The following is a 19,167-nucleotide window of genomic DNA, read 5'->3' on the forward strand; positions in this document are numbered from 1 at the left end:
AATATCCTGATTGATATTACTTTGCAACTACTCTGTCAATAAGCCCTCATTGGCAGAGCGATTGGTTTTCGCTGATGAAATAAAAAAAACGGTTGATTAGCCCCATTATAGGGATCAAGATGACACGGTCATGTCACCTTTGTGACGGTTTTGTTACACGAAGTTTTTTGCCTGAGGATGTTTGATAAAAAGAGGAATCTCCTTTTCCTCTTTTCATTCGGTGATTATGAAATAGCTATTTTAACGGTATCCTTTGATTGTTTCTGTTGTTTAGGCGCAGTCACTTTCAATACGCCATTAAGAAACTCTGCGCTTATTTGTCCAGAATCGATATTATCACCTAAGTTAATAGTACGGCTAAAGGAGCCAGTTCTTCTCTCTTTGCGGATGATTTTATCCGTTTCGGAATTGCTTTCTTCGCTTATTTTCGCTTCCATTGTTAATAGGCCATTATTAAATTGCACATTAACATCTTCTTTTGCGACACCGGGAAGGTCTGCAATAAATACGTAGTGATCCTCTTTATCAATGATATCAACGCGTGGTTCAAAGAAACCATTTTTGTGAGACAATTGATTATGTTCAAATAAATCATCAAAGAAGTGATTCATATTAAACCATTGCTCTCTTGGTATAATGTTCATAATGCCTCCCATTGGTTATTAGTTAATACTAATCCGCATAAGTACCGGATCTATCTTGTTGGTTCAAATAATAGATAACAGCGTTGCATTCAATCGTAATAGCCTGCGCTATTACTCAACCATGTGCTTTGCTCTCTATCATTTTTCCTCAACAATCGATGACCATAATATTATGCGAATTGGTATAAGGTCATAGGAATAGGTCTTCCCATACAATATTTAGTATTAAACATAGGAAATAAAAAGTGCTTTTGATTAAAATTTACACATTTTTTGATTGCAGACAAATGCTTTCTATTTAGTTATTATTTTTAAGCGATAGGGCATAAAAAATGCTGAAAATATTAAGTTTGCTTAGGGGCAAATATTCGATTTTTGTGATTTAACCATCGCTACTATTTGCACATTGGCAAAGTAACGATTAACCTGTGATTTAAATCGTTTTTTGACGAGATATTAATTTTCACCTAACTTTAGTAAATAAGACTAGACTTAAACATGAGCGATAAAAATAGTACTAAAACAGGCCATGAATCGGCAACGATAGAGCGTTCTAAAACAGAATTAGTTCCTCCATCAAAATATAATGTGTTGCTGCATAATGACGACTACACGCCAATGGATTTTGTGATTGAGGTATTGCAACGTTTTTTCCGTTTGAACCATGAAAAGGCAACTGAAGTTATGCTTAATGTTCATTATAAAGGTGTCGGTGTTTGTGGCATTTTTACAGCTGAGATAGCAGAAACAAAAGTTGCTCAGGTCAGCCGTTACGCGCAACAAAATGAACATCCTTTACGTTGTTCAATGGAAAAAGAGTCATGAGTATACAGGTTATAGGAATAGTCATCCCCTATTTAGGAGATTTTTATGTTAGATAAAGCGTTAGAAAATAGTTTAGATTTGGCTTTCCATTTTGCTTTTGAAAAATCTCATGAGTTTATGACGGTTGAGCATTTATTACTTGCGTTATTAGAGAATGGCGAGATAAAAACGTTGTTAACGGCCTGCTCTGTGGATCTAGTGTCACTGAATATCGAAATTAATAGTTTTCTTGAAACACTGCCTGCGATCCCTGAGGTGCAATTACAGCAAATTGAAATTCAACCAACGATCGCCTTTGAGCGGGTGTTGCAACGTGCCATTTTTCATGTCCAGTCATCGGGAAATAACGAGGTTTCAGCTGCGAGTGTGTTAGTTGCTATTTTTAGTGAACAAGAGTCACAGGCTGTCTATTATTTAAAAAAAGCCCATTTATCTCGTTTAGATGTTGTCAACTTTATTGCCCATGGTATAAGCAAATCAGGAGTGCCAAGCATAGAGCCAATACGCGAAGAAGATAATCTAGAGAGCGTGGTTGCCGAAAGCAATGACGAAATGCCCTTCACGATCAATTTAAATGAACAGGTGGCCGCTGGCAGTATTGATCCGCTTATTGGTCGGGATGCCGAGGTTGAGCGCTGTGTGCAAATTCTTTGCCGCCGACGTAAAAATAACCCTTTATTGGTCGGGGAAGCCGGTGTCGGTAAAACAGCTATAGCAGAAGGATTAGCTTACCGTATTGTTAATCAGAATGTTCCTGATGTTATTGAAGATAATATTATATACGCACTAGATATGGGGGCGTTGCTAGCTGGTACCAAATATAGAGGGGAGTTTGAACAGCGTTTTAAAACGGTTTTAGGCAAATTAGAAAAACAGGATAATGCTATTCTGTTTATTGATGAGATCCATACCATTATTGGGGCGGGGGCGGCGACGGGGGGGCAACTTGATGCGGCTAATCTATTAAAACCGTTGTTGAGCGGTGGCAAGTTACGCTGCATTGGCTCTACTACCTATAAAGAGTTCGGACAAATTTTTGAAAAAGAGCATGCATTAAGTCGACGCTTCCAAAAAGTCGATGTGCTTGAGCCCTCGGTCGAAGAGACGGCTCTTATCCTACTAGGTTTACGGTCTCGTTATGAAGAGCATCATCAGATTCGTTACACTAACAAAGCATTAAAAGCGGCTGCTGAACTTAGTGCAAAATATATTAATGATCGTCACCTTCCCGATAAAGCGATAGATGTGATTGATGAGGCAGGGTCACAAATGCGTTTGTTGCCTGCGAGTAAGCGAAAAAAAACAATTGGTGTATTCGAAATTGAAAATATCGTTGCTAAAATTGCCCGTATTCCACAAAAATCGGTCAATAGCTCAGATAAAGATCAATTAGCCAAATTACCAGAGCGTTTAAAAATGACCGTGTTTGGTCAAGATGATGCGATTGACGCATTAACTAATGCTATTCACTTAAATCGTTCTGGTCTTTCTGAAGAGTCAAAACCAATTGGTTCTTTCCTTTTTGCTGGGCCCACGGGGGTTGGTAAAACCGAAGTAACGCAACAATTAGCGAAAGCGATGGGAGTACAGCTATTACGTTTTGATATGTCAGAATATATGGAAAAACATACGATTTCACGTTTAATAGGGGCGCCTCCTGGTTATGTTGGCTATGAGCAAGCTGGGTTATTAACCGATGCGGTGGTCAAACATCCTTATGCGGTATTGCTATTAGATGAGATAGAAAAAGCCCACTCTGATATTTACAACATTCTATTGCAGGTAATGGATCATGGTACGTTAACGGATAGTAATGGCCGTAAAGCTGATTTTAGAAATATTGTTTTGGTGATGACCACCAATGCCGGTGCGCGCGAATCCATCAAACAGAATATAGGTTTTAAAACTCAACAAGATAATCATCAAGCAATGGATGAAATTAAAAAAGTCTTTTCTCCTGAATTCCGTAATCGTCTTGATAATGTTATCTGGTTTAACCATCTTGAAATTGAAGTTATCTATCAAGTTGTGGATAAATTTATAGTTCAGTTGCAAGCTCAGTTAGATAAAAAGCATATCTCTTTAGAGGTCAGTGAAAGTGCCCGTAAATGGCTGGCGGAACAAGGTTACAATCGTGCCATGGGTGCTCGTCCAATGGCTCGATTGATTCAAGAAAAATTGAAAAAACCACTGGCAAATGAGATCTTATTTGGAGAGTTACAAGATGGTGGTAGCGTGGTTGTTTCATATGATAATGGCTCAGGTGGTATTATCTTCGATTATGTAAAATCACTCGCATTAAGCTGATAAATGATAGTTGCAAAGGTTCTTCCATTTCCACTTTATCTTTGTTTTTTGAGATAGAGTGGAACTGTTGAAAGTGATTTTTAAACGCCACAATTAGATCGGGATGGTATGGAATTCGAATTTAGAAAAGATTTTATTAGTGAACAGGCAACCGTTAAAATATCCATGGGTCATGAGGCTTTTGCTACTTGGCTAGAACAAGAAGGGCAGTCATTAAATTGGGTGGATGCTTTGTTGCTAAAATTATCGGCTTTACAGCAACGCCAGATAAGTGAATATAAACTTACGGGAAGTGAGTTTATATTACTGCTTACACAGGATGAAGCCTTGGTTATCAATCACAGTCTATTAAATGATCACGATGATGTTGATTTGGAAGGGGACTTACATTTTTATGATGCTGAAATAGAAGCCGCCTGTGGTTTAGAAGACTTCCTTGCTTTGATTGAATCATGGCAGTCCTTTTTAAAGGATTAATCCCTTTTTCCCCATGCTACTTCAATGTGCAATGTTAGCAAGAAAAAGCGTACCACCATGCTAGTTTAAGTTTAAATAGATATTTTATAACAACGAAAATGGGTGCTATTTTCTTGCCTTACCATGGTGCTACAGTGTAAATTGATACTCCTCTGGCACGACCACAATTCCTTTTTCTGATATTTTGTAACGTTTTTTATCCCCTGCCGTATCAAAGCCAATACGAGTTCCGGCTGGAATTTTTACATTTTTATCAATAATACAGTTTTGAATTTGGCATCCTTTGCCGATTTCTACATTATCAAAGACAATGCTATTGGAAATACTGCAGTTATCAAAAATGCGTACATTGGATGATAGGATTGAGTGATATACAGAAGCATCGGAAATGATGACGCCATTTGAGATGATTGAGTTTATCAATTGACCTGAATTTTTTGTCGTCGAAGAGACTGTTCGTGCGGGGGGAAGTTGTTGTTCATAGGTGCGAATAGCCCAATCTTGTTGATATAAATCCAGAGGAGGAATGGGCTGTAATAGATCCATGTTAGCTTGATAAAAAGAGTCAATAGTGCCTACATCGCGCCAGTAAACATCTTGGCTTACTCGGCCACTTTCTTCACCAAAACGGTATGCGTAAACGCTTTCTCGTTGGATTAATTTTGGAATAATGTCATGGCCAAAATCATTTTTTGAATTTATATCTGCTGCATTCTTTTCTAGGGCATCAATTAGCGCATCCATGGTAAAGATATAAATCCCCATTGAGGCAAGGCTCTTAGTTGAGTCGATCGGAGAGATTGGAGGGGTGCTTGGTTTTTCTACAAAATCAATGATACGTTTGTCACTATTAATTTCCATGATGCCATAGGAACTTGCTTCTTCTACCGGTACATCCATACAGGCAATGGTTAAATCGGCGTTGTTTAAGCGATGCTGTGCAAGCATTGGAGCATAGTCCATGCGGTAGATATGATCCCCTGACAGTACAACGACGTATTTAGCATTACTACGTGAAAGTAGCCATATATTTTGATAAATGGCATCTGCCGTTCCGCCATACCATTGTTCACCTTTACGCATTTGCGGTGGAATAGAGGTGACATATTCTCCAAGTTCAGGATTAAAAACAGACCAGCCATCACGAAGATGTTTTTGCAGTGAATGGGATTTATATTGTGTTAAAACCAGTATACGCCTTAATCCAGAGTGGAGGCAGTTTGTTAATGTAAAGTCAATAATGCGATATTTTCCACCAAAAGGGACTGCAGGCTTGGCTCTATTATCCGTTAGTGGTGATAATCTTGAGCCCATTCCACCCGCTAAAACTACTGTTAAGACATTTTGCATTGCACACTCTCCTTGGTTATTAGCGTCATTAAATAATATATTAATCGGAAACTGATGTTGTGCCGATTAGAATAGATAGCTGATCTGTTTTACTGCTTAAATTAACTGAGTTTTTCATTTTCTGTGTCGCAAAGGGAACGTTTGATTTTTATATACGTGTTATTTAATTATTTATTATTAATAGTTTTCAACTTCAAGCTTTATGCCAGTTGTTAATGTATTGAAAAATAAGGGATAAAATAAAAATAGAATCTATTAAGCACCACTTTGAGGCAAGTGTATAAATCCTTGCACTATAAAGGTTATAGATTAGATGGGAAAAGTGATCATAGTAATGCTCGTGAAGAACCATGAGCATTACTGGGGGGTTAATGTCGTAGTACTAATGTTGCCATGCCGAGGAAGGAGAATAACCCGATGACATCGGTAACGGTTGTTAATGCCATTCCGCCTGCTAATGCCGGATCAATTTTATATTTATGCATTAATAGAGGGATCGTCACGCCAGCGATACCGGCTACAGAGAGATTAATGAACATTGCGCCAGCAATGATAAAGGCAACACGTATATCATCTTTCCAAATAGCGACGGCAGAAGCGACTAAAATTGCCCAAACAATACCATTAAGCAATCCGATAGCGGCTTCTTTGCCAATTAGCCAGCGCGTGTTATTGTCACTTATATGGCCAACGGCAATACCACGGATAACCAATGCTAATGTTTGATTACCCGCGATCCCCCCCATGCTAGGGACAATCGTCATTAAGACGGCAAGAGTGGCCATTTGTTCTAAGGTCGCTTCAAACATATTAGATACGGAAGCGGCAACAAAGGCGGCCATTAGATTAACCGATAACCAAACAGTACGTCGTTTAGCACTGGGAATTATCGCGGCAAATGTATCTTCATCATCGTCCATACCAGCCATACCCATCATCGAGTGTTCGGCATTTTCACGAATAATATCAACAACATCATCGATAGTGATTCGACCAAGAAGGTGTTTGTTGGCATCGATAACAGGCGCGGATATCCAGTCATGACGTTCGAATAATTTAGCTATTTCACCTTCATCGAGTTCTACCGATAACGCTTCGGTTTGATCATTCATTACCTGTTCAACAGACAGACTTGGATCAACGGTAAGTAGAGTCGATAGTGGTACATCACCAATTAATTGGTCGTCTTCATTGACCACATATAAGGTGTCGGTTGCTTCTGGTAATTCCCCTTTGAGGCGTAAATAACGTAAAACAACATCAATAGAGACATCCGCTCTTAGCGTGATCGTGTCGGTGTTCATTAACGAACCAGCGGTATCCTCAGGGTAAGCCAATGCTTGTTCTACACGGTGTCTATCTTGCTTGTCCATCTTCTGTAAGACGGCTTGATAGAGGCTATCTGGAATGCCCCTTAGTATGTAGGCGAGATCATCGGTATCCATCCCTTCTGTGGCGGCTACAAGATTAGCGGCACCCATTAAATTGATAATGCCATCTTTAGCATCTTCATTTAATTCTTCTAAAATTTCACCATGTTGGTCATGGTCGGTTAAATTCCAAAGCACTTTACGGTGGGAAGGAGGGGAGGACTCCAGTAGTAAAGCGATGTCACAGGCAGCCATTTTATCAAGGATGCTGCGTGCACGGACAAACATGCCACTTTCTACTGCTTGATTAACTTCTTGAAGGCGTTGCTGAGCATTTTGTACATCTGTATTTTCCAGCATTGCCTAACTCCTTTATTCTTCTTCGAAAAATTTATCTTCTATTAACTTTGTAACTGCACTCATTGCTTGCTCTGCTTGATTACCTTGGGCAATAATCTCTATCTCTTGACCATAACAGGTTTCTAACACCAACAATCCCAACACACTATCAGCATCGGCCTGTTTTCCTTGATGCTTAATGGTGATGGTGGCATCAAAAGAGTTTACTAATTCAACCAATTTTATGGTTGCTCGTGTATGCAGGCCAAGTTTATTCTGTATTGTAATTGTTTGATTAATGATAGCCATTTATTTATTGCCTTTTAAACATTTATGTTCAATTTGCACTTGGTAGTGAGGTTTAAAACGTGCCGCTATTTGCTCAGTGACATAGACGAACGGTGTTTCCCTCCAGTACAACCAATCGCAATCGTGACGTAATTTCGGTTATTCGTTTCAAGGTAGGGTAACCAAGAGTGGAATAGATTTTCTATTTGATTGATGGTCTGCTCGACCATAGGCTGGCTACGCAGGTAATCTTTAACTGGCTTTTCAAGGCCAGTGTGTTCTTGCAGTTCTGGTATCCAATGAGGGTTGGGTAAAAAGCGTACATCAAACATATAATCAGCATCTTCCGGGACCTTATATTTAAAGCCAAAAGATTGGAAAATAATCAATAAGTTACTTTTAGTTGAACCTTGTAAGTGAAGTTTTAGATGTTCGTTGAGATTGTGAATCGATAACGTTGTGGTATCAATCGTTAATGAGGCTATATTCTTTATGGGAAGTAGTAGCTCTTGTTCTAGGTCTAGCGCTTGCGATAAGGATAATTTGCGTTTAGATAATGGATGCAGGCGCCTTGTTTCACTATAACGGCGGATTAAAGCGCTGGTCATGGCATCGAGATAAATTATTTCTACTTCAATTTTATTCTGTAATGCAGCAAGCAACGTTTCTATAGCGGCTATGTCGTGAGGCAAGTTGCGAATATCTAAGCTGATCGCAACTTTATTATTGCTGGGATCAACGCTATCAAGTAATTGTTCAAGGAGTTGGTATGGGACACCATCGATGCAGTTATAACCTAAATCTTCAAGTACATGTAACGCGATCGTTTTTCCTGAGCCTGAGCGTCCACTAATAATTATTAATTTCATGCTAATCCCAACTAGTTATTGACTCTGTCCTATGTTAACTACTCTGATTGTAGTAATTTAAACAAGGCTTCGTCTGAATCTGCCGTTCTCAATTGACGCAGAAATGGTTTATCTAATAATTTTTTGCTAATTTCAGAGAGTGCAACTAGGTACTCTTGGCATTTATCTTCAGGAACAAAAATAGCAAATAAAAGGTCGACATTATTACCATCGTAAGCATCGTAATCAATGGCTGTATCACATTGTAAAAAAACGGCTGTAGCGGGCAACGATGTATCAATTTTTACATGTGGGATTGCAATGCCGCTTCCGACCCCCGTTGACCCTATTTTTTCACGCGCAATTAAATCGTTAAATAACGTTTGTGCGTCAATGCCTAGTTTTTCAGCCGCGATATGGCTAATTTTTTCTAGTGCGCCTTTTTTACTTGTACAGTTTACCTTGCTGAAAACGGAGTCTTGAGTTAATAAAGTCGATATTTTCATATTATATATTCTGTTTACGATCCATAAAATTAGCGCGCAATTCTAGCAGGTTCTTCTTGAATGACTATTAACAAATAGTCATTTTTTAATCTTAATCAAGTCTATAGCAACTGTTTACGCTGATTTGATGGCGGTATACCTAATGATTCTCTATATTTTGCAATGGTTCTACGTGCGACTTTAATACCTTGCTCTTCGAGTAACTGAGTTATTTTATTATCACTTAAAGGTTTATTTGGTGATTCTGCTGTTACTAGCTTCTTGATTAATGCGCGAATGGCTGTCGATGAACACTCTCCACCACTTTCAGTGGCGACATGGCTAGAAAAGAAAAATTTGAGCTCATAAATCCCTCTAGGGGTGTGCATAAACTTCTGCGTAGTCACCCGAGAAATCGTTGATTCATGCATTTCAACCTCTAGTGCTACATCATTTAACACCATCGGTTTCATTGCTTCATCACCATACTCGAAAAAAGCTTGCTGTTGTTGGACGATACAATTGGAAACCTTTAGCAGTGTCTCATTTCGACTCTCTAAGCTTTTAATGAACCATTTAGCTTCTTGTAAGTGACCTTTAATAAATTGTGAATCTGTTTTACTGATATTAGATTTACATAAATCGGCATATTGCTGATTAATCGATAAGTGTGGATTGCAATCAGGGTTTAAAGAAACACGCCACTGCCCTGCAATTTTTTTAACGTAAACATCGGGTACGATATATTGTGCTTTACTCTCTTCGAGTTGATTGCCAGGACGAGGCTCTAGACTCTGAATAAGGCGCATTACTTCACCTAATTCACTCTCTTTTAGTTTAGTTTTTCTTGCTAATGTTCGGTAATCTCGATTAGCCAGTAAATCCATATGCAAATCAAGAATCATTAATGCTTCGCTGCGCCATTGTGTTTGTTCTGACAGATGTTTTAGTTGTATTTGCAAACACTCTTGTGTGGACCGAGCTGCCACACCAAGCGGATCAAAATGTTGGATACGTTTTAGTACCGCTTCCACTTCATCTAACTCTAGATCCGTTAGTTCATCATTTAAACTTTCTAAGATATCTCTGCAGCTAGTGGTTAAATAGCCGGATTCATCAATGGAATCGATAATTGCGGTAGCAATGAGCTGGTCTGTATCTGTAAATGGCGTCAACTGCATCTGCCAGATTAAGTGGTCTTGTAATGTATCTGAAGATTCGCCTTGATAGACAGTATCTTCACCTTCATAATTGACTGTGCCAGAGGAGACTGACGTTGTTGGTGGTGCAGTGAATGACTCTTCCCAGCTATTTTCAATAGGCAAATCATCGGAGAACTCCTGTTGAGTTAACGCCTCCGATGTGTCCATGTCGCTACTATCTTTTTGTTCGCTACTTACCTCTGCAATACCACTTTCATCGTCTTGTTGAAGTAGCGGATTTTCATCCAGCACATTTTGAATTTCTTGCTGTAAATCAAGTGTAGAGAGTTGTAATAATTTAATAGCTTGTTGTAATTGAGGGGTCATAGCAAGCTGCTGACCCATTTTCAATTGTAAACCCTGTTTTATCAAAGTATCTCTTCCTCTTACGCAAATAAGGTGATTAATTAAAGTCTAAACTCTTCACCCAAGTAGACCTGTTTTACATGGTCATTCTCTAATATTTCTTGCTGTGTGCCAACTGCAATAATTTCACCATGACTAACAATGTACGAGTGTTGGCAGACATCTAAGGTTTCTCGAACGTTATGGTCGGTAATTAATACGCCCAAACCGCGGTCACGCAACTGCTGAATAATATTTTTTATGTCGATAACTGAAATGGGATCCACACCGGCAAAGGGTTCATCTAGTAATATGAATTTTGGCTCTGTAGCAAGCGCTCGGGCTATCTCTACCCTGCGACGCTCACCACCGGATAAGCTCATCCCTTTGCTGTGGCGAATGTGGGTGATATGAAACTCTTGTAATAGGGTCTCTAGCTTATCTTCGCGCTGTGCTGCCGTTAACTCTTTACGAATTTGTAAAATGCCCATGATATTTTCGCTTACCGTTAAACGACGAAATATAGAGGCCTCCTGAGGGAGGTAACCGATCCCTTTTTGTGCTCGAATATGCATGGGATGATGAGAAATATCTTCATCATCAATGGTTATTTTACCTTCATCTTGTTTTACTAAACCCACCACCATGTAAAAAGAGGTTGTTTTACCCGCGCCGTTAGGGCCAAGTAAACCGACAATTTCACCTGTTTTCACGGTTAAGCTAACACCATTAACTACCGTGCGACCTTTGTAGCTTTTCACTAAACCTTGTGCAATTAATTCTGCCATTCTATCTATTCTTCTTTTTCTATGGTTTTGTCGTCCGAGGTCGATGTGTTTTTATTTTCAAATTGTGCGGGTAAAAATACCGTGTTAACACGATCAGTTGCAGCTTGACCCGTGCTCACCGTTAACTCTTCATTATTGATGGAGTACACGATTTTTTCACCATTAACTTCACTATCTAGTTGTTTTACTTGAGCATTGTCCTGTAGCGTGATGGTGCTTTCTGCTAGATCATAGCGAATGGTGTTGGCTTGGGCATCAAAGGGTTTGCCATCATCTTGTGTTTGATAAAATGTCGCTAAATTGCCTTCTGCTATCATTATTTCTTGGTTTGCTTTTTCACCACGAATGACCGTTAGTTTGTCTGCGGTAATTTTGATCGTTCCCTGAGTTAATATCACATTGTCAATAAATACAACCGTATTTTCCTTCATTTTTGCATGTTGACTGACGGAGCTAACATGGATCGGCTGTTCATAATCAGACTCAATGGAAAAGCAGGAAAATGTGATGATTAACGTGCTGATTGCTATGCTAAATTTAATTTTTTTCATTGAGATATACCGTTTCAATTTTATCTTTGACAACAAATTCTTCAGACTCTAATGACCCCCATAGTCCGACGCCTTGTTGCTTCATTTGCGGCCCAGTCCAATTAACAAAAAGATCGCTGGTCACTTCTTTTTTATCTAATAGTATCGTTAGCTCTTGTGTGTGCATCGTTTGCACTAATTGATCCAAGCTCAGATTTTTTAGCCATACATCATCATTTAACGTTAGTGTGTCTTGATTGTAAAGCACCCCTTTTTTACTGCTTAGTTGCCAAATGGAGGGGACATTGTCGTCTGTTTTTCTAGCGTATATAATAACCCTTGGATTTTCAAAAAGGGTTTTATTGGTTGCATTAAAATTAATTACTTTATCTGCATATAATTTATAATCGCTTCGTCCCGCAATATCAAAATGAGTATTAGTGACATTATAGGCTATATAGCTAGGTTGGTGTTTTGATGTTTCCGGTAGCTCTTTTTGTGGTTTCAAGTATAGCCACGTTAAAAATGCCACTAATAATATGATAAATGGAATGCTTTGCCGCTTATTCATTTATTCACTTTTGCCTTGTGTTGTATGCAACTGATTATTGCATTGTAGTAATAGGTCACATACCTCTCGTACAGCTCCAAAACCACCTTTTGTATAAGTAATTAAATCAGCATGTTGCAGCACTAAAGGATGGGCATCGTTTACTGCAATACCTAGCCCACATGCTTGCATGACGGGTAAATCGACAACATCATCACCAATATAGGCAACTTCTTGTGCTGTTAATTTTTGTTTTATTAATAGTGATTGATAGGCACTTATCTTGTCTTCTTGCCCTTGAAATATATAAGGTACGCCAAGTGCTTGCATTCTGTCAGAGACAATTTTAGATTGTCGTCCAGTTATCACCGCTACATCTATACCAGCTTTTAATATCGCTTTTATACCGAAGCCGTCTTTGGTATGGAATGCTTTTAACTCTTCACCTTGGTTACCTAAATAAATTCGGCCATCTGAAAACACACCATCGACATCGCAGATAAGCATTTTTATTTTTTCTGCTTTGCGATAGTTTAATTGGCTAATTTTTCCATAGGGTGTTGTGACCATGATTTTCCCGATATTTAGATCGATAACTGGATACTATATAAAATGAATATAGTAATCTCATTAATTTTAATTCGTTATGTGGTGATGCTACATTGTTACGGTTATTGTCAGAAAAATAAAGTGTTAACGTGTAATTGTTATTTGTTTTTCAACAATATACCATTATTACATAAATAGGTCATACCAGTGCTATGATAATTTATGTTCAGGCTATTAAATAATTGTATAAAAATGCTCATAACCTTACACTGTACCTTTCTATCCATAAAGATAACGGTTGTACATGAAACATTCAAATCATCTTGTTATTAAAAACCTCTGTTTCTCTCGAAATGATAGATTATTGTTTGATAATTTAAATTTTGAATTTAAACGTGGAAAAATAACAGCTATTTTAGGGCCAAGTGGTATCGGTAAAACGACGCTATTAAAACTTATTGGTGGCCAACTTGCGTTAGATAGCGGTGAAATAATTTTTAATGGCAAGGAAATTCATAACTGTTCTGATAACTCTTTGTACGAAGCAAGAAAAAAGATGGGCATGTTATTTCAAAGTGGTGCATTGTTTAATGAAATGTCTGTATTTGAAAATGTTGCATTTCCACTGCGAGAACATTGTAAGCTCGATGAGTCGCTACTCACTATCTTAGTGTTGATGAAATTAGAGGCCGTTGGTTTACGTGGCGCAAGAGATTTAAAACCAATAGAGCTCTCTGGTGGAATGGCTCGTCGTGTTGCTTTAGCACGAGCTATCGCCTTAGATCCGGAAATGATTATGTACGATGAGCCCTTTACAGGGCAAGATCCTATTTCTATGAATGTATTGCTAAACTTAGTTAAGCAATTGAATCAATCGTTGGGATTAACATCGATAATTGTTTCCCATGATGTGCATGAAGTCTTGTCTATTGCCGATGAGGTTTATGTTCTGGCAGGGCAAAGAATCATAGCGCAGGGACCAACGCATTCTGTACTTGAACAAAAGGATAATCCATTATTGCAACAATTTATTCATGGTAGAAGTGAAGGACCCGTGCCTTTTCATTTCAAGAGTGATGATTTTGCTGTTGATATAAAAAAGGTGAACTTATGATAAATACGTATATAAGTTCGATTGGCAGAGGCAGCATAGCAATTACGCGTACGATTGGTCGTAGTTGTTTGATGTTTTGGGATACATTTCGTGGCAGGCCTCATAGCAAGCTATTTTCGCTTGTTGTCGCACAGATATATCAGCTTGGGATCTTGTCCCTACCTATTATTTTAACGTCAGGTTTATTTATAGGGATGGTATTAAGCTTACAAGGTTACTATGTATTAGTCGACTATGCCGCAGAACAGAGCTTAGGTAGCATGGTGGCGCTCTCTCTATTACGAGAGTTAGCTCCTGTTGTTGGTGCTCTGCTTTTCGCTGGTCGTGCTGGCTCTGCGTTAACGGCTGAAATTGGTTTAATGCAGAGCACTGAGCAGCTAGCTAGCATGGAAATGATGGCGGTTTCACCTTTAAAACGTGTCATTGCACCACGCTTGATCGCAGGGATTATTACCTTACCTTTACTTGTCTTGTTTTTTAATGTTGTCGCCATTTGGGGGGGGTATTTAATTGGTGTTAGCTGGATGGGGATCGATGGTGGTTCCTATTGGTCAGTGATGCAAGGTAGCGTTGATTATTATCCTGATGTTGTTGATAGTATAATAAAAAGTGTTTTTTTTGCCGTACTGATAACTTGGGTGGCACTTTATAATGGTTACCATGTTATACCCAATGCGCAGGGAATTAGTAAGGCGACAACGCAAACGGTTGTTGTTTCATCATTGCTAGTGCTTGCGATGGACTTTGTATTAACAATATTTATGTTTGGCACTTAAAATAGATTATTGTTATAAGTGTTAAGCGATTAATTTACTCGGATTTTTATATGTTTGGAATATATTATGTCTAAGAATAAACTGGAATTATGGGTTGGTAGCTTCGTTGTTGCTTCGATATTATGTTTAGCCATACTCGTATTTAGTGTTGCTGGTGTTTCGCTACGTGGTGAGGGGAATAGTTATACCTTATATGCGACTTTTTCTAACGTTGGTGGATTGAAGGTCAGAGCTCCCGTTAAACTCGGTGGCGTTGTTGTTGGGCGCGTGGAAAATATAAAGTTAGATGTTAAAAATTATCGCCCAATTGTGGAGCTCTCTATGTATGAAAGAAGTGGTTTCTATCCAGAAACATCGTCACTGTCGATATTGACATCGGGTTTGCTCGGTGAGCAGTACATTGGTATTCAACCTGGGTTTATTGATGATGATATTGCTATGTTAGCAGACGGGGATCGCATTGAGGATACTAAATCTGCATTGATCCTAGAAGATTTAATCGGCCAATTCATTTACTCTATTAATAAGGATAAATAATAATGAAGCGTTTATTACCTATTTTAGCCTTAATTTTTGTCAGCTGTTCTTATGCCAAAATAGCAGAGATAAGTGATCCAAATGAAGTTATCCGCTCCGTTGCAATTAAAACGTCGGAACGTATAGACCTTGATGCTGAACGTTTAAAGCGTGAACCAGTTATATTAAGGTGGTCATTGATGAAGAATTAATGCCTTATATCGATTATAAGTATGCAGCCTACAAAGTGATGGGTACACATCTTAAGGACACAACCGAAAAGCAGCGTGATGAATTTGTTGAAACATTTAAAACTTATCTAGTGAATGTCTATGGCCACATGTTACTTGAGTATGACCAACAAGAAATCAAAGTGCTCGATAATAGAAATTATGAAGATAGCTCGATTATATCGGTTGCCGTGCATGTTACAGATAAAAATGGCAAACTGACAAAACTAGCGTTTAAGCTGCGAAAAAATAAAAGAACGTTAGAATGGAAAGTATTTGACGTAGTAGCTGAAGGCATTAGCATGTTATCCACCAAGCAGTCTGAGATTAATGAATTAATCGAAAAAAATGGCATAGACCATGTTATTAAGCTGCTCAATGAAAAAAATAGTGAGTTGTCATCGTGATAGATAATGATGATGGTACAACCGTAATATTAACGGGAAATTTATTATTAAGTGAAATATCAGAGAGAAAGTTTCCTGCTATTGATAGCTATAAAAGTATAAAAACCGTTGATTTACATAAATTAGATAATATTGATTCGGCTGGCATTGCCTATCTGGCACAAATTAAAAGTAATTATTCTGATTTGAATTATATCGGATTGTCAGATAAAGCATCAGTATTAGCTCATTTATATGGGCTAGGTTTCATTTTTAAAATGTAAGGTATTTAATGGATATTACAATAATTAAAGAAAAGCTAGAGCAAGCGTTGACGCTTGATCAATGTATTGTAAAAGGTGAAAGTGGTCATTTTCAAGTTATCGTGGTGGGAGCGCTTTTTAGCGACTTAAGTCGAGTGAAAAGACAGCAGGTTATTTATGAACCGTTAACTGAATACATAGCGAGTAATGCAATTCATGCCTTAACGATTAAAGCACTAACGCCAGACGAATGGCAGAAACAAAAACATTTTATTTAGTAAGGGACATTTCATGGGTCAGTTTTTAATTCAAGGTGGTTGCCAATTAAAAGGTGAGGTTGCTATCTCCGGCGCAAAAAATGCCGCATTGCCAATTCTTTTTGCGACATTATTATCCAAAGGAGATATTCACTTAAGTAATGTTCCTTTATTAAAAGATATATCGACAACGTTAGAGCTATTATGTGAACTTGGTGCAGAGGCATCTCAAGATGGTCACAAAGTACATATTAATGCATCAACAGTCAAAAATTATACGGCATCCTATGAGTTAGTACGCAGTATGCGTGCATCTATTTTAGCCTTAGGGCCACTTGTTGCTCGATTTGGTGAAGCTGATATCTCTTTACCTGGAGGCTGTGCTATTGGTGCACGTCCTGTTAATTTGCATATCCATGGACTTGAGCAAATGGGGGCTGTTATTAAGGTTGAAGAGGGCTTTATCAAGGCGCGTGTTGATGGCCGTTTAAAAGGTGCACATATTTATATGGATATGGTCAGCGTAACTGGCACCGGTAATTTAATGATGGCTGCTGCTTTGGCGGATGGTAAAACTATTATTGAGAATGCGGCTAAAGAGCCGGAAATAGTCGATTTAGCGAATTTTATTAATGCAATGGGTGGGCAGATCAAAGGCGCGGGCAGTGATACATTAACGATTGAAGGTGTTGAATCACTAGGTGATTGCCATTATCAAGTACAACCTGATCGTATTGAAACAGGTACATTTTTGGTCGCCGGCGTTGTTAGTGGTGGTAAAGTTAAATGTATAAATACGGATCCAACACTATTATCGGCGGTGCTTTCTAAACTTGAAGAGGCCGGCGCATTGGTAACGACAGGAGAAGATTGGATTGAAGTAGATATGATTGATCGTCAATTAAAATCAGTCAATATTACTACTGCACCATATCCTGCGTTTCCAACTGATATGCAAGCGCAATTTACAGTGCTTAATACCGTTGCTCCTGAACGGGGGCGAATTAAAGAAAATATCTTTGAAAATCGTTTTATGCATGTGCCTGAATTACAACGCATGGGGGCTAATATCGAATTAGAAGGGAATTTGGCTATCTGTGGTGATCATGACCTGTTAAGTGGCGCCAAAGTGATGGCAACGGATTTACGTGCTTCAGCAAGTTTAGTGATTGCTGGCTTGATTGCTGAGGGGGAAACGATTGTTGATGAAATTTATCATATTGATCGCGGTTATGAAGCGATTGAAGATAAGCTGATTGCATTAGGTGCCAAAATAAAACGTGTCGAAGGATAGCGACCTTACCCCATTGCCAACAATGGTAGTGGGGATTTTACGCTAATTAATCGCAGGCATAGCATACCATTCAATTTTTTATTATTACCTTATTGAATAGAATCTAATTCGCCTATTTCTACTTCCACTTCAATTTCCTTACCTTTGCGTAATAGCGTAAGTTTGGTTTTTGTTCCTGGTGGAATTTCTGCGACATCATCCATCGCTTCGACAAGATTACTGACCTTCTGAGAATCTATTTTTAATAGAATATCATCGACTTCAATGCCTGCTTTTGCAGCTGGTCCTTGGGCATGTACTTTTTTAATGATAATACTGTTTTGTGCTTTTAATCCCCATAACCTTGCAATTAAAGGATCTAAATTTTCAGCTACTAGGCCAAGGGAGCCTCGAATAACTCGGCCGTGTGCTATTAAACTATTTGCTATCCGTTGCGAGAGTTTATAGGGCACAGCAAAACTGATTCCATTGCTCATATTGGTATTACTTGTGTAAAACTCCGAAGTGTTAATTCCTACTAACTCTCCATTACTATTGATTAAAGCTCCGCCAGAGTTGCCTGCATTAATAGCCGCATCTGTTTGCAGAAAATCTTGGCGGCCCGAGGAACTCATACCATTTCTGCCTGTGGCGCTGATAATGCCTTGGGTAATGGTCTGTCCCAAATTGTAAGGGTTTCCTATGGCCAGAACAATGTCCCCGACCTGTGGTTTGTAGTGTTGATTTTGTGGGATAACAGGTAAGTTATCACCATTTATTTTTAATACAGCTAAATCAGTGACGATATCACTACCAACAACCAAGGCAGTAAATAGACGGCCATCTTGTAGTGCGATTAAAATTTGATCTGCTTTAGCAACGACATGGAAGTTAGTTAAAATATGACCTTCACCATCAATAATGATTCCAGATCCTAGACCCGTTGGTTGAATGTGTTGCTCATTGTCAAGGCTAGAGTCGATATATTGCTGCGAGTATATATTAACCACGGCTGGAGATGCTTTCTTTACTGCTTCACTATAACTTGCAACTCGATTATCTTTTTCGAGTAAGGTCATTAGATTATTTAATTTGTGAGCATAAATAATTGCCGTTGCCGCGAGCAGCCCCCAAAAAATGGGTTTAAAGAAATATAGAAATGAAGATTTAAAATTCATGTTATTAAATGCCAGTATCAAATAGAGCAAAGTGATTAGTATATATATAAAAATAAAAGTGCAGGGCGGCTTTATTATCGTTTCTTGAATTAGAACAAGTAATTATGGAAATAATCTATTTTTATGATGATCATACTTCAAGATGCAAAGTCAGCAAGGATAAATATACAGAAATGCTAGGAATAAAATGTAAGTAATACCAATTGGATTAAGTATGTGATCTAAATTTTGCGCAGGAAAAAAGGCTTAATTTGAGGCGTAAGTTGACATAAATGGT

The 19,167-nt window shown here is 38.4% G+C and carries 22 protein-coding genes and 1 pseudogene; 11 read left to right on the forward strand and 12 right to left on the reverse strand.

Annotated features, from left to right (window positions below; translation table 11 throughout):
• Positions 1 to 224: 224 nt before the first annotated feature.
• On the reverse strand, positions 225 to 644 hold the full coding sequence (locus tag AB1A03_RS11175) for an Hsp20/alpha crystallin family protein (protein ID WP_354624728.1): 420 nt from the start codon (positions 642 to 644) through the stop codon (positions 225 to 227).
• A gap of 498 nt (positions 645 to 1,142) precedes the next feature.
• On the opposite strand from AB1A03_RS11175, the gene clpS reads away from it, so the two are divergent.
• From clpS to AB1A03_RS11190, 3 genes are all read left to right on the forward strand, one after another.
• On the forward strand, positions 1,143 to 1,469 hold the full coding sequence (gene clpS / locus AB1A03_RS11180; protein WP_354624729.1) for an ATP-dependent Clp protease adapter ClpS: 327 nt from the start codon (positions 1,143 to 1,145) through the stop codon (positions 1,467 to 1,469).
• A 45-nt stretch (positions 1,470 to 1,514) separates the two neighbouring features.
• Positions 1,515 to 3,776, forward strand: coding sequence for an ATP-dependent Clp protease ATP-binding subunit ClpA (gene clpA, locus AB1A03_RS11185; RefSeq protein ID WP_354624730.1), 2,262 nt, complete (start codon positions 1,515 to 1,517; stop codon positions 3,774 to 3,776).
• A 108-nt stretch (positions 3,777 to 3,884) separates the two neighbouring features.
• The gene (locus AB1A03_RS11190) at positions 3,885 to 4,253 is read left to right on the forward strand and encodes a YacL family protein (protein ID WP_354624731.1); all 369 of its coding nucleotides are present in this window, start codon (positions 3,885 to 3,887) and stop codon (positions 4,251 to 4,253) included.
• Between the two features lie 129 nt (positions 4,254 to 4,382).
• Here the strand turns inward: AB1A03_RS11190 and glgC are convergent, their stop codons facing one another.
• The 10 genes and pseudogenes from glgC to kdsC form a co-directional block, all read right to left on the reverse strand.
• On the reverse strand, positions 4,383 to 5,603 hold the full coding sequence (gene glgC, locus AB1A03_RS11195; RefSeq protein ID WP_354624732.1) for a glucose-1-phosphate adenylyltransferase: 1,221 nt from the start codon (positions 5,601 to 5,603) through the stop codon (positions 4,383 to 4,385).
• 368 nt (positions 5,604 to 5,971) lie between these two features.
• Entirely contained in the window at positions 5,972 to 7,333 is a 1,362-nt protein-coding gene (mgtE, locus tag AB1A03_RS11200; protein ID WP_354624733.1) for a magnesium transporter, read from the reverse strand.
• 12 nt (positions 7,334 to 7,345) lie between these two features.
• On the reverse strand, positions 7,346 to 7,621 hold the full coding sequence (locus AB1A03_RS11205; RefSeq protein ID WP_354624734.1) for an HPr family phosphocarrier protein: 276 nt from the start codon (positions 7,619 to 7,621) through the stop codon (positions 7,346 to 7,348).
• Positions 7,622 to 8,469, reverse strand: a pseudogene (gene rapZ / locus AB1A03_RS11210) (RNase adapter RapZ).
• A gap of 38 nt (positions 8,470 to 8,507) precedes the next feature.
• Positions 8,508 to 8,954, reverse strand: coding sequence for a PTS IIA-like nitrogen regulatory protein PtsN (gene ptsN / locus AB1A03_RS11215; RefSeq protein WP_354624735.1), 447 nt, complete (start codon positions 8,952 to 8,954; stop codon positions 8,508 to 8,510).
• A 101-nt stretch (positions 8,955 to 9,055) separates the two neighbouring features.
• Positions 9,056 to 10,504, reverse strand: a complete 1,449-nt coding sequence (locus tag AB1A03_RS11220) for an RNA polymerase factor sigma-54 (protein WP_354625300.1) — start codon at positions 10,502 to 10,504, stop codon at positions 9,056 to 9,058.
• A 38-nt stretch (positions 10,505 to 10,542) separates the two neighbouring features.
• Positions 10,543 to 11,268 carry an LPS export ABC transporter ATP-binding protein gene (gene lptB, locus AB1A03_RS11225; RefSeq protein ID WP_354624736.1) on the reverse strand — a complete coding sequence of 242 codons (726 nt, stop codon included), beginning with the start codon at positions 11,266 to 11,268 and terminating at the stop codon, positions 10,543 to 10,545.
• Positions 11,269 to 11,273: 5 nt separating this feature from the next.
• Positions 11,274 to 11,819 (reverse strand): lipopolysaccharide transport periplasmic protein LptA, encoded by a 546-nt coding sequence (gene lptA / locus AB1A03_RS11230; RefSeq protein ID WP_354624737.1) that lies wholly within the window; start codon positions 11,817 to 11,819, stop codon positions 11,274 to 11,276.
• A complete protein-coding gene (lptC, locus tag AB1A03_RS11235; protein ID WP_354624738.1) occupies positions 11,806 to 12,369 on the reverse strand; it encodes an LPS export ABC transporter periplasmic protein LptC in 564 nt (187 codons plus the stop codon). Before lptC ends, lptA begins: the two co-directional genes overlap by 14 nt.
• Positions 12,370 to 12,918 (reverse strand): 3-deoxy-manno-octulosonate-8-phosphatase KdsC, encoded by a 549-nt coding sequence (gene kdsC / locus AB1A03_RS11240; protein ID WP_354624739.1) that lies wholly within the window; start codon positions 12,916 to 12,918, stop codon positions 12,370 to 12,372.
• Positions 12,919 to 13,201: 283 nt separating this feature from the next.
• Here kdsC and AB1A03_RS11245 point away from each other — a divergent pair, with 283 nt between their 5' ends.
• The 8 genes from AB1A03_RS11245 (at position 13,202) to murA (ending at position 17,733) form a co-directional block, all read left to right on the forward strand.
• A complete protein-coding gene (locus AB1A03_RS11245; protein WP_354624740.1) occupies positions 13,202 to 14,011 on the forward strand; it encodes an ATP-binding cassette domain-containing protein in 810 nt (269 codons plus the stop codon).
• Positions 14,008 to 14,787 (forward strand): lipid asymmetry maintenance ABC transporter permease subunit MlaE, encoded by a 780-nt coding sequence (mlaE, locus tag AB1A03_RS11250; RefSeq protein ID WP_354624741.1) that lies wholly within the window; start codon positions 14,008 to 14,010, stop codon positions 14,785 to 14,787. The genes AB1A03_RS11245 and mlaE overlap by 4 nt, the downstream gene beginning before the upstream one ends.
• Before the next feature lie 66 nt (positions 14,788 to 14,853).
• Positions 14,854 to 15,324: an outer membrane lipid asymmetry maintenance protein MlaD gene (gene mlaD / locus AB1A03_RS11255; RefSeq protein WP_354624742.1), complete on the forward strand. Its 471-nt coding sequence runs from the start codon at positions 14,854 to 14,856 to the stop codon at positions 15,322 to 15,324.
• Positions 15,325 to 15,326: 2 nt separating this feature from the next.
• Positions 15,327 to 15,515: a hypothetical protein gene (locus tag AB1A03_RS11260; protein ID WP_354624743.1), complete on the forward strand. Its 189-nt coding sequence runs from the start codon at positions 15,327 to 15,329 to the stop codon at positions 15,513 to 15,515.
• On the forward strand, positions 15,515 to 15,940 hold the full coding sequence (locus AB1A03_RS11265; protein ID WP_354624744.1) for an MlaC/ttg2D family ABC transporter substrate-binding protein: 426 nt from the start codon (positions 15,515 to 15,517) through the stop codon (positions 15,938 to 15,940). Before AB1A03_RS11260 ends, AB1A03_RS11265 begins: the two co-directional genes overlap by 1 nt.
• On the forward strand, positions 15,937 to 16,203 hold the full coding sequence (locus AB1A03_RS11270; RefSeq protein WP_354624745.1) for an STAS domain-containing protein: 267 nt from the start codon (positions 15,937 to 15,939) through the stop codon (positions 16,201 to 16,203). Before AB1A03_RS11265 ends, AB1A03_RS11270 begins: the two co-directional genes overlap by 4 nt.
• An 8-nt stretch (positions 16,204 to 16,211) precedes the next feature.
• A complete protein-coding gene (locus AB1A03_RS11275) occupies positions 16,212 to 16,460 on the forward strand; it encodes a BolA family protein (protein WP_354624746.1) in 249 nt (82 codons plus the stop codon).
• Positions 16,461 to 16,473: 13 nt separating this feature from the next.
• Positions 16,474 to 17,733 (forward strand): UDP-N-acetylglucosamine 1-carboxyvinyltransferase, encoded by a 1,260-nt coding sequence (gene murA, locus AB1A03_RS11280; RefSeq protein ID WP_354624747.1) that lies wholly within the window; start codon positions 16,474 to 16,476, stop codon positions 17,731 to 17,733.
• An 89-nt stretch (positions 17,734 to 17,822) separates the two neighbouring features.
• Here the strand turns inward: murA and degS are convergent, their stop codons facing one another.
• The gene (gene degS / locus AB1A03_RS11285) at positions 17,823 to 18,890 is read right to left on the reverse strand and encodes an outer membrane-stress sensor serine endopeptidase DegS (RefSeq protein ID WP_354624748.1); all 1,068 of its coding nucleotides are present in this window, start codon (positions 18,888 to 18,890) and stop codon (positions 17,823 to 17,825) included.
• Positions 18,891 to 19,167 lie beyond the last annotated feature (277 nt).

The sequence above is a fragment of the Psychromonas sp. MME2 genome (assembly GCF_040566515.1).
In the GTDB taxonomy this organism is placed as follows: domain Bacteria; phylum Pseudomonadota; class Gammaproteobacteria; order Enterobacterales; family Psychromonadaceae; genus Psychromonas.